This is a genomic window from Streptomyces sp. NPDC059874, assembly GCF_042731135.1.
Classification (GTDB): domain Bacteria; phylum Actinomycetota; class Actinomycetes; order Streptomycetales; family Streptomycetaceae; genus Streptomyces.
On the sequence record NZ_JBHWJY010000007.1, the window covers coordinates 43854 to 58415 of the forward strand.

At 71.9% G+C, this 14562-nt stretch carries 15 protein-coding genes, 1 tRNA gene and 1 pseudogene; 12 read left to right on the forward strand and 5 right to left on the reverse strand.

Annotated elements, in window-relative coordinates:
- Positions 1-76: 76 nt before the first annotated feature.
- Positions 77-712, reverse strand: coding sequence for a uracil phosphoribosyltransferase (gene upp, locus ACFV9H_RS06310; protein WP_329381989.1), 636 nt, complete (start codon positions 710-712; stop codon positions 77-79).
- A 171-nt stretch (positions 713-883) separates the two neighbouring features.
- On the opposite strand from upp, the gene ACFV9H_RS06315 reads away from it, so the two are divergent.
- The 10 genes from ACFV9H_RS06315 (at position 884) to ACFV9H_RS06360 (ending at position 7821) form a co-directional block, all read left to right on the forward strand.
- Entirely contained in the window at positions 884-1825 is a 942-nt protein-coding gene (locus ACFV9H_RS06315; RefSeq protein ID WP_385394072.1) for a universal stress protein, read from the forward strand.
- A 94-nt stretch (positions 1826-1919) separates the two neighbouring features.
- Complete coding sequence (locus tag ACFV9H_RS06320; RefSeq protein WP_385394074.1) at positions 1920-2108, forward strand: hypothetical protein; 189 nt, start codon at positions 1920-1922, stop codon at positions 2106-2108.
- A 320-nt stretch (positions 2109-2428) separates the two neighbouring features.
- The gene (locus ACFV9H_RS06325) at positions 2429-2977 is read left to right on the forward strand and encodes a hypothetical protein (RefSeq protein WP_385394077.1); all 549 of its coding nucleotides are present in this window, start codon (positions 2429-2431) and stop codon (positions 2975-2977) included.
- A 59-nt stretch (positions 2978-3036) separates the two neighbouring features.
- Positions 3037-3465 (forward strand): tRNA adenosine(34) deaminase TadA, encoded by a 429-nt coding sequence (tadA, locus tag ACFV9H_RS06330; RefSeq protein WP_385394310.1) that lies wholly within the window; start codon positions 3037-3039, stop codon positions 3463-3465.
- Between the two features lie 69 nt (positions 3466-3534).
- Positions 3535-3619 (forward strand) — tRNA-Ser (locus ACFV9H_RS06335).
- Positions 3620-3916: 297 nt separating this feature from the next.
- Positions 3917-4213 (forward strand): hypothetical protein, encoded by a 297-nt coding sequence (locus ACFV9H_RS06340; protein ID WP_385394079.1) that lies wholly within the window; start codon positions 3917-3919, stop codon positions 4211-4213.
- Between the two features lie 358 nt (positions 4214-4571).
- Positions 4572-4733 carry a hypothetical protein gene (locus ACFV9H_RS06345; RefSeq protein ID WP_365172386.1) on the forward strand — a complete coding sequence of 54 codons (162 nt, stop codon included), beginning with the start codon at positions 4572-4574 and terminating at the stop codon, positions 4731-4733.
- 240 nt (positions 4734-4973) lie between these two features.
- Positions 4974-5924, forward strand: coding sequence for an RNA polymerase sigma factor SigF (locus tag ACFV9H_RS06350; protein WP_385394081.1), 951 nt, complete (start codon positions 4974-4976; stop codon positions 5922-5924).
- A gap of 231 nt (positions 5925-6155) precedes the next feature.
- Positions 6156-6998: an RNA polymerase sigma factor SigF gene (locus tag ACFV9H_RS06355; protein WP_385394083.1), complete on the forward strand. Its 843-nt coding sequence runs from the start codon at positions 6156-6158 to the stop codon at positions 6996-6998.
- Positions 6999-7047: 49 nt separating this feature from the next.
- Positions 7048-7821 (forward strand): hypothetical protein, encoded by a 774-nt coding sequence (locus ACFV9H_RS06360; RefSeq protein ID WP_385394085.1) that lies wholly within the window; start codon positions 7048-7050, stop codon positions 7819-7821.
- A gap of 36 nt (positions 7822-7857) precedes the next feature.
- On the opposite strand, the gene ACFV9H_RS06365 is transcribed toward ACFV9H_RS06360, so the two are convergent.
- Entirely contained in the window at positions 7858-8121 is a 264-nt protein-coding gene (locus ACFV9H_RS06365) for a hypothetical protein (protein ID WP_385394088.1), read from the reverse strand.
- 119 nt (positions 8122-8240) lie between these two features.
- Between ACFV9H_RS06365 and ACFV9H_RS06370 the strand changes: the two genes are divergently transcribed.
- Together ACFV9H_RS06370 and ACFV9H_RS06375 are read left to right on the forward strand one after the other, a co-directional pair.
- Positions 8241-8660 carry a MarR family winged helix-turn-helix transcriptional regulator gene (locus tag ACFV9H_RS06370; protein ID WP_385394090.1) on the forward strand — a complete coding sequence of 140 codons (420 nt, stop codon included), beginning with the start codon at positions 8241-8243 and terminating at the stop codon, positions 8658-8660.
- A gap of 86 nt (positions 8661-8746) precedes the next feature.
- Positions 8747-10315 (forward strand): annotated as a pseudogene (locus tag ACFV9H_RS06375) (MDR family MFS transporter); the annotation flags it as partial.
- A 24-nt stretch (positions 10316-10339) separates the two neighbouring features.
- On the opposite strand, the gene ACFV9H_RS06380 reads toward ACFV9H_RS06375, so the two are convergent.
- From ACFV9H_RS06380 to ACFV9H_RS06390, 3 genes are all read right to left on the reverse strand, one after another.
- Entirely contained in the window at positions 10340-10966 is a 627-nt protein-coding gene (locus tag ACFV9H_RS06380; protein WP_385394093.1) for a TetR/AcrR family transcriptional regulator, read from the reverse strand.
- 89 nt (positions 10967-11055) lie between these two features.
- Positions 11056-13284: an ArnT family glycosyltransferase gene (locus ACFV9H_RS06385; protein ID WP_385394095.1), complete on the reverse strand. Its 2229-nt coding sequence runs from the start codon at positions 13282-13284 to the stop codon at positions 11056-11058.
- The gene (locus ACFV9H_RS06390) at positions 13281-14549 is read right to left on the reverse strand and encodes a glycosyltransferase (protein WP_385394097.1); all 1269 of its coding nucleotides are present in this window, start codon (positions 14547-14549) and stop codon (positions 13281-13283) included. Before ACFV9H_RS06390 ends, ACFV9H_RS06385 begins: the two co-directional genes overlap by 4 nt.
- Between the last annotated feature and the right edge of the window lie 13 nt (positions 14550-14562).

The window sequence follows — 14562 nt, forward strand, 5'->3', positions numbered from 1 at the left end:
GAACCCGGTCCGGGGGGGCCGGGGCGGAGCCCCGGCAACCGGGTCACCGGGCGCTGCCGCCGAAACCGCCGGACGGCTACTCCGCGGAGCCGTACATGCGGTCGCCCGCGTCGCCCAGCCCCGGCACGATGTAGCCGTGCTCGTTGAGCCGCTCGTCCACCGCGGCCGTCACCACCGTCACCGGCGTGCCCGCCAGCTCGCGCTCCATGATCTCCACGCCCTCCGGCGCGGCCAGCAGCACCACGGCCGTCACGTCGTCGGCGCCGCGCTTGATCAGCTCCTGGATCGCCGCGACCAGCGTGCCGCCGGTGGCGAGCATCGGGTCGACCACGTAGACCTGGCGGCCCGAGAGGTCCTCCGGCATGCGCGTCGCGTACGTGGAGGCCTCCAGGGTCTCCTCGTTGCGGACCATGCCCAGGAAGCCCACCTCGGCCGTCGGCAGCAGCCGCACCATGCCGTCGAGCATGCCGAGACCGGCGCGCAGGATCGGCACGACCAGCGGACGCGGGTGGGAGAGCTTCACGCCGGTGGTCGGACCCACCGGGGTCTCGATGTCGGCCTGCTCGGTCCGCACGTCGCGCGTGGCCTCGTACGCCAGCAGGGTCACCAGCTCGTCGGCGAGCCGACGGAACGTGGCGGAGTCGGTGCGCTTGTCGCGCAGGGTCGTGAGCTTGTGCGCCACCAAGGGGTGATCGACTACCTGCAAACGCACAACATCCTCCAAAACTCGGCCTGCGACCAGCAAAAACGGCCGCGAGACGCGACCTGCACCCAAAAGGCTACGCGCTGACACGGCCCCTTCGCGCCCTCGCGCCCCCGCCGCCGGCCGCGCCCCGACCGGCCCCCGGATGCGGACCGCCCGCAGGCCCAGCACGCTGGACTGATGACCAACGCACCGGTGATCGCAGCCGTCGACGGATCCGAACACAGCCTGCGGGCCCTGGAGTGGGCACGGGCCGCGGCCATCCGGCACGGGACGGGGCTGCTGATCGCACATGTCCTGCCCGACCACGCCCAGTTGTATGCGGGTCGGCGTTCCGCACTTCACTCCGCCTCGGAGCCGGAGGAGTACACCGACCTCGTGACCGAGCGGATACGCACCCTGCTGGACAGCGGCGGCGCCGAGCTCCCGCGGGAAGTCCGGTACGAGTCCCTGGAGGGCTCCGTCCCCGAGGCGCTGCGGGTGATCGGCGCGGAGGGCCTGATGCTGGTCATGGGCTCCCGGGGGCGCGGCGGCTTCGCCAGCCTGCTGCTCGGCTCGAACAGCCGCGCCGTGGCGACGACGGCCCCCTGCCCGGTCGTGGTGGTCCCGCACGCGGAGCGCTCCGCCGAGGCCGACTCGGAGGCCTCGGCCGGGCGGGTGGTGCTCGGGCTGCACGCCGCCGAGACCCCCGACGACGTACCGGCCTTCGCCTTCGCCGAGGCCGCCGCGCGGGGGACCGCCGTACAGGTGGTCTCCGCGTACGTCGTCCCGCCCGCGCCGACCATGGTGGTGGACAGCCCGTTCCTGGTGATCCCGCCCGAGGGCCTGGCCGACGACGGGGACGCCGTACCGGCCGAGCGGGAGATGCTGCGGTCCCAGACGGAGCGGCTGGCACCCTTCCGGGCCCGGTACCCGGACGTCCCGGTCGAGCAGGCAGCCGTCCCCGGCGACGCGGCGGGCCGCCTGGTCACGGCCTCCCGGTCGGCGGCCCTTGTCGTGGTCGGCCGCCACCACCCGCGGCGCACCGCCATGTCCCTGCTGATCGGCTCGGTGGCGAACGCCGTCCTGCAGCACGCGCACGGCCCGGTGGCGATCGTCCCGGCCCTGTCGGACGACGCCTGACCTGCGCTTGACCTGCGCAGGGGTGGCATCAAACGGGCTGTTCGGGGGAAAGTGGGTGCGAGGGGGACGACCGACCAGCCCGGGGTGGTGGCCGATGCCCGACACGCAGCCGATCGACGAGATGCCGGAACCGCCGGAGACCGCCGCGCAGCGCCGCGCGCGCCGCGCGCAGTTCCTGCGCGACCTGATGGAGGCCCGCGCCCTCCGCGACCGCGTCCAACCCCGCCGCGCCCGCGCCGCCCGCATGCGCCAACAGATGCGCATGCGCACTTTCCGCTGGTAGAAGCACCTGCTCAGCCTCGCAGCGGCACATCCGGCCTCGCCGGCGTTCGAGGCGCGGGGTCCGGGGCGGAGCCCCGGCAGCGGCGCCGCACCGGAAAGCCCGACACGCCCCGGCACGGAACCCCGTACCACCCCAGCCGGGAGGCGCCACGGCACGACGCAAGCGCCGAAGACCTCTCGCAAAGCCGCCGTTTCTGCCACGATGCCGATTGGGCGGGGTACGAACGGCAAAGCAGCACCGCACGCACACGGCCGTTCCGCCCCAACCTCCGGCCGGGGGGACCTCCAACCGGCACGCCTAAGACCAGTGGGAGAGTCACGGTGTACTTCGCCGCACTGCTCGCGCGCACCGAAGACGGGTGGGAAGCGAGCGACATGGAACTCGACGACGTCGAGTCCCTCAGTGATCTGATCGATCTCGCCCGTTCCGCCGCTGTCGACGACGACACGGTGGTCGCCCTCATCGAGCAGGAGGACGCCTGGTTCGGCGTCGTCCGCGTGGACGGCGAGGAGGACCCGCGGTACTTCGTATCGAACGCCGCTGCGGCCGCCCGCAGCTCCTACGGCTCGATGCTGACCAAAGAGCTGCTGGGCAACGACGAGGAGGACGACGAACTCGACGAGCTCGACCTGGACGGCACCGAGGACGGCGAGGAGGACGCCGTGGCCGCCTACACGGACGAGGACGCCGACGAGGACGAGGCGGGCGGGAGCGGCGCGGAGCCGGTTCCGGCCGGTCCGCTCGGTGATCCCCGGCTGCTGGACGACCTCGGGGTGACCAACAAGCAACTGATGACCCTCGACGGGGACGCCCTCTCGGAGATCGCCGAATCCCTCGGCGCCACCGAGGTCCTGGAGGCCGTCCGCTAGTGATCCACACGCAAGACGCGCACGCTCCCGATCCCGTACGGGATCCCTGGCGGGACTCCATGCGCCTCGCGCTCCAGGAGGCCGCCCGGGCGGTGCCGGCCGGCGACGTGCCGGTCGGCGCCGTCGTGCTCGGCCCGGCCGGCGAACTGCTCGCCACCGGTCACAACGAGCGGGAGGCGACCGGCGACCCGACCGCGCACGCCGAGGTGCTGGCGCTGCGCCGGGCCTCGGCCGCGGTCGGGGAATGGCGGCTTCCGGGGTGCACCCTCGTGGTGACCCTGGAGCCGTGCGTGATGTGCGCGGGCGCGCTCGTGCAGTCGCGCGTCGCCCGGGTCGTCTACGGCGCGGACGACGACAAGGCGGGCGCCGCGGGGTCGCTCTGGGACCTCGTACGGGACCGCAGGCTCAACCACCGGCCGGAAGTGGTCCGGGGCGTCCTCGCAGACGAGTGCGCCCGGCAGCTGACGGACTTCTTCCGCGACCTCTGAAGCGGGCTTCCGCGCGGTCGGGCGATACCGATTTCAGAGGATGCCGCTCCGTAGGCTAGGATCCATCTCGGTAGTGTGTCCGAGTGGCCGAAGGAGCTCGCCTCGAAAGCGAGTATGGGGCAACCCATCGGGGGTTCAAATCCCTCCACTACCGCTCCGATCGAGAGCCCCACCCGCAAGGGTGGGGCTCTCGGCGTATACCCGAGAGCCGAGTCCACCCCAGCCGGGGAACAGTCCCCCGCCGGGGAACAATCCAGCCCCGCCGGCGTTTGAGGCGCGGGGTCCGGGGCGGAGCCCCGGAAGCCCGGGCGCAGCCCGGGGCCGCTCGCGCAACGGCGCCGCACCCGCCCACGGCCCGCACCCCCGGAGGAACCCGCCCCCCCGGGAGGGAGCCGGCGTCTGTCCGGAGGACACCGCCGTGACCGCCCGCCCCCTCGGCCGTTGTCACGGCATGACCAAGACCCAGCGCATGCTCGCCGCCATCGCCCTCGCGGGGGCCGCCGCGGGCCTCGCCGCTCCCGCCGCCTCCGCCGCCGGCTCCCCGCTCTCGCCCCTCACCCTCCCCGACCTGCCGACGGCGGCCCCGGGGATGCCGGCCGGCACCCAGCCCGCCTCGGTCCAGGAGATCGGCGGGAAGCTCAGCGAGGGCGCGAACCAGCTCAACCAGCTGATGGAGCTGCCGAACCAGCTGGCGCCCGTCATCGCCCCCGTACAGCCCATCACGGACCTGGCCGGCGCCGTCCAATAGGGGCACACGCGAAGAAGGCCCCGACCGGGTGGGTCGGGACCTTCGACGTATGGGACGGGGGAAGTGGCATCGGGGGGACAAGCCACTTCCCCCGTTGAGGACGGAACCCGCCAGCCCGAGCCGCAGTCAGGGGGGAAGCTTGCGGCTCGGACCCCGCAGTGAGGTCCTGTCCCTCACCCACCGATTTCCTGCCAGAACCGGTGGGCTCACAACAAGCATGCGCCCGGCGCGGTGGCCGACCCAGCGGCAAAGGACCCGTCCCACCGGGTCATTGGTCCTTAAAGGACAGGTGAGTGCCCAATCCTGACCGGTTAGACTCACCCGACTCACAAGGACCGGTTGGGGAGGCCGCGCGCCCGTGGACACCAAGAAGCTCATCACGAGCGCCCTGACCGTGTTCGTCCTCTTCGTCATCATCACCCAGCCGAAGAGGGCGGCCGAGATCGTGGAAATCGGCTTCCAAGGGATATCGGACGCCGCCTCCGGTATCGGCGAGTTCATGACCGAACTGGTGCGCTGAACCCGTACGCTGAAGCGGTTCCCGGACTTCCGGCCCCCCACTCCGACGGGTGGGGGGTTTTTTGTGTACCCACCGCCGGATGGAATATGCCGATATGCCCAACTTGCCCTCAACACGGCTATATACGGTGCTTGCACACAGTGCACATCTCTTGTGATGCTATGACCGCTTTTGACGGATGAGTTGACTGAAGTTGACTGAAGGGGTGGCGTGACCGTGCCGGCCAGTACAGCGCCTCAGGTGCCACCCCAGCAGGACCCCCAGCAGGAGGCCCCGCAGCCCGCCCCACACACCGCCCCGCAGGACCCCCAGGTCCCTCCACAGCACGACGAGCCCCCGGCGGCCGCCACGGCGGCAGGAAACCCGCCCACGGCCCCGCCCGGCACCCCGCCTTCGCCCGCCCCCGGGGCCCAGCGGACGCAGAGCACCCGGGGCGCGGACACCCGGGCCCTCACCCAGGTCCTCTTCGGGCAGCTGAAGGGCCTGGAACCGGGCACCAGCGAGCACAACCGGGTGCGGGGGGCCCTCATCGAGGCCAACCTCCCCCTCGTCCGGTACGCGGCCGCCCGCTTCCGCAGCCGCAACGAGCCGATGGAGGACGTCGTCCAGGTCGGCACCATCGGGCTGATCAACGCCATCGACCGCTTCGACCCGGACCGCGGCGTGCAGTTCCCGACCTTCGCGATGCCGACCGTCGTCGGCGAGATCAAGCGGTACTTCCGCGACAACGTCCGCACCGTGCACGTGCCGCGGCGCCTCCACGAGCTGTGGGTGCAGGTCAACGCCGCCACCGAGGACCTCACCACGCTCCACGGCCGCACCCCGACCACCCCCGAGATCGCCGAACGGCTGCGCATCACCGAGGACGAGGTGCTGTCCTGCATCGAGGCCGGGCGGAGCTACCACGCGACCTCCCTGGAGGCCGCCCAGGAGGGCGACGGGATGCCGGGGTTGCTGGACCGCCTCGGGTACGAGGACCCCGAGCTGGCCGGCGTCGAGCACCGTGACCTCGTACGCCATCTCCTCGTACAACTGCCCGAGCGGGAGCAGCGGATCCTGCTCCTGCGGTACTACAACAATCTGACGCAGTCCCAGATCAGCGCCGAGCTGGGCGTTTCCCAGATGCACGTCTCCCGGCTGCTCGCCCGCAGCTTCGCCCGACTGCGATCCGCAAACAGGATCGAGGCGTAACCGGAACGAGTGGAGATCATCCACCCGTTTTCCCGACAGAACGGGCCGATCCCCTTCTGACCTGTTCTGTCGCTGGAGACATATGTCGATATGGCGCTACAGCGCGTTGCCGACATGTGACATTCTGCTGGAACCGCGTTTGCCGCAGCCCCGCCTCCGGTATTCAGGTGGAGGCTGCGTTCCTCCGACGGGCGCGCAGTACGCGACCGTCCGCGACCTCAAGGGGGTGGCATGTCCGTAGACCAGGGCAGCTCCAAGGTGCTCACGCTCGTCAAGAGCGTGACGCCGCCGGCAGTGTCCAACCGCTCGGAAGCCATCGACACCCGCACTCTCTCCCGCTCCCTCTTCCAGCGACTTGCCACCCTGGACGCGGACAGCCCCGACCGGGCGTACGTACGTGACACCCTGATCGAGCTGAACCTGCCGCTCGTGCGCTACGCGGCCGCCCGCTTCCGCAGCCGCAACGAGCCGATGGAGGACATCGTCCAGGTCGGCACCATCGGCCTGATCAAGGCGATCGACCGCTTCGACTGCGAACGCGGCGTGGAGTTCCCGACGTTCGCCATGCCGACCGTCGTCGGCGAGATCAAACGATTCTTTAGGGACACCTCCTGGTCCGTCCGCGTCCCGCGCCGGCTCCAGGAGCTGCGCCTCGCGCTGACCAAGGCCAGCGACGAACTCGCGCAGAAGCTGGACCGGTCGCCGACCGTGCCGGAACTCGCCGCCGTGCTCGGGGTCTCGGAGGAGGACGTCGTCGACGGCCTCGCCGTCGGCAACGCGTACACCGCCTCCTCGCTCGACTCGCCCTCACCCGAGGACGAAGGCGGCGAGGGCTCGCTCGCGGACCGCCTCGGGTACGAGGACACCGCGCTCGAAGGCGTCGAGTACCGCGAGTCGCTGAAGCCGCTGCTCGCCAAACTCCCGCCCCGGGAACGGCAGATCATCATGCTGAGGTTCTTCGCGAACATGACGCAGTCGCAGATCGGCGAGGAGGTCGGCATCTCCCAGATGCACGTCTCCCGGCTGCTGACCCGCACGCTCGCGCAGCTGCGCGTGGGCCTCATCGGGGAGTGACCCCCCGTACGGGGTTCCCATTTGACGGAGCGTCAGGAAAACTGGCGCGATGCGAACGGGATCCCGTACGGCCGCCCCGGCCGTCTTCCTCGCCCTGTGCTGCACGGCCGTCGCCGCCCTCACCGGCTGCGGGGGCCCGGCGCGGGACGGCTACGTCGCCGTGGGCGCCGCCGCCCCGGGCCCCGAACGGGGGGCCGGGGAAAACGTGGCGCCGCAGGGCGGTGTGGAGTTCCAGCAGCTCGGCGGCCCGTCCGCTGCGGGCGGCTCCTCGGTTTCAGCCAGCACGTCGGCCAGCACGTCGGCCAGTACGTCGACCAGTCCTCCGGGGGACCGACCCCCCGGCGGCTCCGCACCGGGCGGAGCGACGTCCACCGCCCCCGGCGGCTCCGGGAACACCCCCGGCGGCACGCCCGGGCCGGGTTCGGCCACCACCGCCCCCGGTACTCCGTCCGCGCCGGCCGCCCCCTCGGGCACGCCGTCGAAGCCCGGCACGACGACGCCGCCGCCACCCACGACTCCCGCGAAGCTGACGCTGTCGACGCCGACACGGTCGGCCGCGGGCGACCGCTGGTGCGAGCGGGTCACCGTCACCTTCACCAACACCGGTACCACCGCGGCCCGTTCGGGCACGGTCAGCTTCGCGACCCACATCATCGGCGCCCTCGGCATCGACTGGGCCACGATCACCACGACCCAGGCGCTGCCCGCACCCATCGCGGGCGGCAGCTCGAAGACGCAGGGCTACACGGTGTGCGTGGAGGCCTGGCGGGTGCCGCTCGGCATGCACGTGGAGACCCGGAAGGTCACGGCCACCTGGAACTGAGCCGCCTGGAGCCGAGCCGCCGCCCCGGGCACCCCGTCAGTGCAGTACGACCCACGCCGCCGCGCCGATCACCAGCACGAGCGCGATGATCAGCGCCAGCTTGGCGGTCGGGTTCGAGGATCCGGCCTGCGCCTGCTCGGCGCGGCGCTGCTGACGGGAGCCCGCCCCCGCCTGGCGGGCCGGAGCGGCCTCCTCGACGAACGCGCGGAACATCTGGGTGCTGCCCGCGGGGTCGTAGGCGCCCTCGGGGGGCATCGAGTTGTGGTTCGAGTGCTGGTTCGAGTCCTGGTTCGCAGCCATGGGTCAGGACCCTAGCGGGTTTTCCGATTCCTTTACCGCCCCACCCCGTCCATTCATTTGCCTGTAGCAACCATCCGCTTCTATGGTTGCTTGAAGCAACAAGATGGGGAGGGTGTCCGGTGACCGCCACCACTCGGTACGAGGAGCTGGCCCGCGGGCTCACCGGGATCGGCGCGGTCAAGCGCGACCTCGCCCGCGTACTGCCCCCGGACTGCCCGCCGGGCGCCGCCACCGTCCTCACCGTGCTCGACCGGCACGGCGAGATGCGGCTGAGCCGGCTGTCCGAGCTCATGGCCATCGACATCTCGGTGACCAGCCGGCACGTCGCGCACGTCGCCGAGCGTGGCTGGATCGAGCGCGAGACCGACCCGGGGGACGGGCGCTGCCGGATCCTGCGGCTCACCCCTGCCGGGCACGCGCTCCTCACCGAGCTCGGAGCCCGGTACACGGCCGCGCTGGAAAGAGCCCTGGCCGACTGGTCCGCCGAGGACATCGACGTACTCAACACCCTGCTGGCCCGACTCCGATCGAGCTTCTAGACCAAAGGAAAGACATGGCCACGACGGAGACGCCGACAGACGGCACGTCCACCTCCGCGCCCACCAACCCGTCCACCGCCCCGTCCATGACCCACCCGCAGATCATGAAGGCGCTGTCCGGGCTGATGCTCGGCATGTTCGTGGCGATCCTGTCCTCGACGATCGTCTCCAACGCCCTTCCCCAGATCATCAGCGACCTCGGCGGCACCCAGTCCTCGTACACCTGGGTGGTCACCGCGGCCCTGCTGTCGATGACGGCGGCCACTCCGCTGTGGGGCAAGCTGTCGGACCTCTTCAGCAAGAAGCTGCTGGTCCAGATCTCCCTGGTGATCTACGTGCTGGGCTCCGTGGTCGCCGGCCTGTCCCAGAACACCGGCATGCTCATCGCCTGCCGCGTGGTCCAGGGCATCGGCGTCGGCGGCCTGTCCGCGCTCGCCCAGATCGTCATGGCCGCGATGATCTCCCCGCGCGAGCGCGGCCGGTACAGCGGCTACCTCGGCGCGGTCTTCGCCGTCGCCACCGTCGGCGGCCCGCTGCTGGGCGGGGTGATCACCGACACCGAGTGGCTGGGCTGGCGCTGGTGCTTCTACGTCGGCGTGCCGTTCGCGGTCATCGCGCTGATCGTGCTCCAGCGGACGCTGCACCTCCCGGTGGTCCGCCGCGACGTCAAGGTCGACTGGCTGGGCGCCTTCCTGATCAGCGGCGCCGTCTCGCTGCTGCTGATCTGGGTCACTCAGGCCGGTGACTCGTACGCGTGGATCTCCTGGACGACCCTGGCGATGACGGGCGGGGCGGTGGCGTTGGGCCTGCTCTTCGTCCTCGTCGAATCCCGTGCGAGCGACCCGATCATCCCGCTGCGGCTGTTCCGCAACAAGACCATCAGCCTCGCCTCGGCGGCCTCCCTCTTCGTGGGCATCGCGATGTTCTCGGGGACCGTGTTTTTCAGCCAGTTCTTCCAGTTGGCCCGCGGCGAGTCCCCCACGATGTCCGGAATCCTCACCATTCCGATGATCGGCGGGCTCTTCGTCTCCTCCACTCTTTCCGGTCAGGTGATCACCAAGACCGGCAAGTGGAAGGCCTGGCTCGTTTCCGGCGGTGTGCTGCTGACGGCCGGACTGGGCCTGCTCGGGACCCTGCGGTACGACACCCCGTACTGGCACATCGCGATCTACATGGCGCTGACCGGCCTCGGCCTCGGCATGATGATGCAGAACCTGGTCCTCGCCACCCAGAACCAGGTGGCTCCCGAGGACCTGGGCGCGGCCAGCTCGGTCGTGACCTTCTTCCGCTCGCTCGGCGGCGCGATGGGCGTCTCGGCGCTGGGGGCGGTCATGGCCAACCGGGTCACGCACTACGTCCAGGACGGGCTCGCCGCGCTGGGGCCGAAGGCGGCGGCCATGGGCCACGGCGGCACCGCCGGGGGCGGGATCCCCGACCTCGACAAGCTGCCCGCGCCGATCCGCGAGGTCGTCGAGTCCGCGTACGGGCACGGCGTCGGTGACGTCTTCCTCTACGCCGCCCCGTTCGCGCTGCTCTCGCTGGTGCTGGTGGTGTTCATCAAGGAAGTCGCGCTGAAGTCGAAGCCCGCGGCCCACGCCCCGGCGGCGGCTTCGGAGGACCCGGCGGCGAGCGGGGCAACTCCGGCCGAGGCTCCCGCACTGCGGGCCTGACCCGGTCTCCTAGTCGGCGACCTCGTCCGTGGCCTTCGCCTTGATGCCCGCGATCAGGACGTCGAGCGCGAGGCAGAAGTCGCCTTCGGGCGCCCGCCGGACCGTGCACCCGCAGCCGTGCAGGAACTGCGAGACGGCCAGGTGGGCGCCGGTCCGGGCGGCGTCCACCAGGCCGGTGGCGTCCAGCAGGCGCTGGAGGTCGGCGTCGAAGGCCCGGGCGTGCGGGCCGATGTTCGGGTAGGCGGCGGTGAGCGGAGTCACCCAGGGGTGGTCCGCCAGGACCCGCCGGTAGCCGCGGGCCAGCTCCCGCAGCCGCCCCGGCCAGCCGTCGGGCTCGCCGGGGCCGGCCGGGGGCGCGAGTTCGCCCAGCGCACTGTCCAGGGCGAGTTCGAGCAGGTCGTGCTTGGTGTCCACGTACCAGTACAGGGACATCGCGGTGACCCCGAGCCCGGCGGCGAGCCGCCGCATCGAGAACCGGGCCAGCCCCTCGGCGTCGAGCAGCCGCACGGTGGCGGCGGTGATCCGCTCCCGGTCGAGCCCGGAGGGTGCCTCGCTGCGGCGTCTCGCGGGTGTGGCCGGCCTGGCGGCCAGCCACACACTGGCCCGGATCTCACCGGAATCAGCCGCGGTCACCATGGAGGCACCCTCCTCATGACAGGTGGATCAGCCCGGAATGCCCGGTCCGCCCTCTTGATGCTAGGGGGTGTCCTTCGGATGAGGCCGGATCAGGAGGTTCCGGACATCGGCTCGGTCAGGTCGTAGAAGGTGGCACCGCCGACCGTGGAGGTCTTGAAGGTGGCCTGGACCCAGCTCTCGATCTCGCTGCTCGTACCGCCGCCCGGGCCGCCGCGACGGACGCCGTCCTCGGCCGTTCCGCCATTTCCGCTGCTCTGCCCGATGAAGTAGTGGATCTTGCCTTCCGCCACGTACTTCTTGAACTGCTCCAGGGTCGGCGAGGGGTCGCTGCCGTTGAAGCCGCCGAGCGCCATCACGGGCTCGCCCGAGGCCAGCTGGTAGCTCGCCGCGTTCTGCGAGCCGACCGCTGCCGCCGCCCAGGTGTACTTGTCGGCGTCGGCCTGCAGGGCCGCCTTCGCCTCGGCTCCGACCCGAGCGCCGTTCAGCAGGCCGCCGACACCGCCCTGCCCACCGACGCCTCGCTCGAAGCCGCGTCCGTCCATCCCGCCCTGGCCCTGGCCCTGGGGCGTGCCGCCCTGGCCGCCCTGGCCCTGCGGCATTCCGCCCTGGCCCTGCGGCATTCCGCCCTGGCCACCCTGCGGCATTCCACCCGGCGGGGTCCCGCCCGGCTGGCCGCCCTGGCCGCCCGGACCGCCCTGGAGCAGCTCACCGGCACCCATCGGACCGCCCATCATCCCGCCCGGCCCACCCCGGCCGCCCGCCACCGCCGGTCCGGCGGTCACGATCGACCCGGTGTGCCCGGTGCTCACGGTCGTCATGCAGTACGCGAACGGCCCGGCCAGCGCCGCGCCCAGGCCCACCGCGGCCACCACCTGCAAGCCCCTGCGCCCCAGCAACGCGGCGAACGGCAGCGCGGCCGCCACGAGCACACCGGCCACCAGTACCGCCCAGCGCAGCCACGGCAGGTATCCGGTGGCCCGGCCCAACAGCACCCACGACCAGACCACGGTCAGCACCAGCACCCCGGACAGGGTGAACACGGCGGCCCGGCTGCCCCGTTCCTCCCACAGCACTGCCACGCCCATGCCGACCAGCGCGGCCACGAACGGTGCCAGCGCCACGGTGTAGTACTCGTGGAAGATGCCCTGCATGAAGCTGAACACCACCGCGGTGATCAGCAGCGCGCCGCCCCAGGCCAGGAACGCCGCCCGGGCCATGCCCTCCAGGGAATCGGTGGCCCTGCGGGCCCGCCAGGTCACCCCGAGCCCGACCACCAGCAGCACGAGCGCGGCCGGCAGCAGCCAGGAGATCTGACCGCCGATGTTGCCCGCGAACAGCCGGTCGATGCCGGTCTCTCCCCAGCCTCCGCCACCTCCGGCCCGCATGCCGGGCCCGCCCTCGGGCAGGCCGTACGCTCCGACACCACCGGCCCCGCCCGTCCGCGTACCACCGCCGACGCTGCCGGTCTCGTTGCCGTTGATCCGGCCCAGGCCGTTGTAGCCGAGGGTCAGTTCCAGGAAGGAGTTGGTCTGCGAACCGCCGATGTACGGGCGGGAGGAAGCGGGCCACAGCTCCACGATGGCCACCCACCAGCCGCCGGCCGCCACCATCGCGAGCCCGGAAAGCAGCAACTGGCCCAGCCGCTTGCGCAGCCGCGTCGGCGCGCAGACCGCGTACAGCAGGGCGAGCGGCGGCAGGATGACGAAGGCCTGCAGGGTCTTGGTGAGGAACGCGAAGCCGACGGCGACGCCCGCCCAGACCAGCCACTTGGTGCGGGCTCCGTCGAGGGCGCGCAGCACGCAGTAGACGGTGACGGTCAGCAGCAGGGTCAGCAGCGCGTCGGGGTTGTTGAAGCGGAACATCAGCGCCGCGACGGGCGTCAGCGCGAAGGCGGCGCCACTGATCAGGGCCGCCCCGGGCCCGAACTGGCGGCGTACGGCGGCGTACAGCACGGCCGTCGTACCTACGCCCATCAGGGCCTGCGGGACCAGGATCTGCCAGGCGCCCAGCCCGAAGAGCCGGACCGACAGCATCATCGGCCACAGCGCGGCCGGGGGCTTGTCGACGGTGATGGAGTTGCCTGCGTCGGAGGAGCCGAAGAAGAAGGCCTTCCAGCTCTCGCTGCCGGCCTGCACGGCGGCGGAGTAGAAGGAGTTGGCGTAGCCGGAGGAGCCCAGGTCCCACAGCAGCAGCGCGGCGGTGGCGATCAGGAGCCCGGCAAGGGCGGGCCGCTCCCAACGGGGGCGGTCGACCGCGTGCCTGCCGGCACGCGACCGGGCCTCGGGGACGGGGAAGAGCGGAGGTGCGGCCGTGGTCATCGGTTGTCGTCCTTCGAGGAGGTGTCGCGCCGCTCGGGGAAGACCCAGGCGCGGAAGAGCAGGAACCGCAGCACGGTGGCGGCGAGGTTGGCGGTGATCAGCACGGCCAGTTCGGTGCTGTGCGCGGGATCGGCAGTGGCCGCTCCGAGGGCGGCGAGGGAGCCGCTGGTCAGCGCGAGCCCGATGGCGAACACCACCAGGCCTTGTGCCTGGTGGCGCACGGCCCGGTCGCGGCCGCGCACTCCGAAGGTGAGCCGCCGGTTGGCGGCGGTGTTCGCGACGGCGGAGAGCAGCAGCGCGGCACCGTTGGCGAGCTGCGGGCCGGTACCGGCGCGGAAGGCGGAGTACAGCACCAGGTAGAGCAGGGTGGACAGGGCCCCGACGGCGCAGAAGCCGAGGAGCTGGCGGGCCAGCCCGCCGTCCACCCCGGGCAGGGCCGCGCGGTCGCGCGGGTCGTCGCCGAAGGGCCGGGCGAGCCGGTCCAGCGGGAGCGCGCCGACGGCCAGTGCCCTGCCGACCCGCCAGACGCCCTTGAGGTCCTCGGTGGCGGTCTTGACGATGTGGACGGTGGAGTCGGGGTCGTCGACCCAGTCCACCGGCACCTCGTGGATCCGCAGCCCGGCCCGCTCGGCGAGTACCAGCATCTCGGTGTCGAAGAACCAGCCCGAGTCCTCCACCAGCGGCAGCAGCCGCTCGGCGACCTCCCGCCGGATGGCCTTGAAGCCGCACTGGGCGTCGCTGAAGCGGGCGGCGAGGGAGGAGCGCAGGAGGAGGTTGTAGGCACGGGAGACGAACTCCCGCTTCGCGCCCCGCACCACCCGCGAGGAGCGGGCGAGGCGGGTGCCGATCGCGAGGTCGGAGTGGCCGGAGATCAGCGGGGCGACCAGCGGAAGCAGCGCGTTGAGGTCGGTTGAGAGGTCCACGTCCATGTACGCGAGCACGGGCGCGTCGGAGCCGGACCAGACGGTGCGCAGGGCCCTGCCCCGGCCCTTCTCCTCCAGCCGGGTGCTCCGCACGCCGTCCAGGCTTCCTGCCAGCGCCGCCGCGACCTCGGGGGTGCGGTCGGTGCTCGCGTTGTCGGCGACCGTGATCCGGAACGGGTAGGGGAAGGTTCGGCTGAGGTGCTCGTGCAGCCTGCGCACGCAGGGGCCGAGGTCGTTCTCCTCGTTGAAGACCGGGATCACCACGTCGAGGACGGGCTGGCCGGGCACGGGCGCGAGGGGCGCCCGTGCCGGGAGGGCTCCGAGAGAGGTGTCGGTTCGCATGGTCCGACACTCG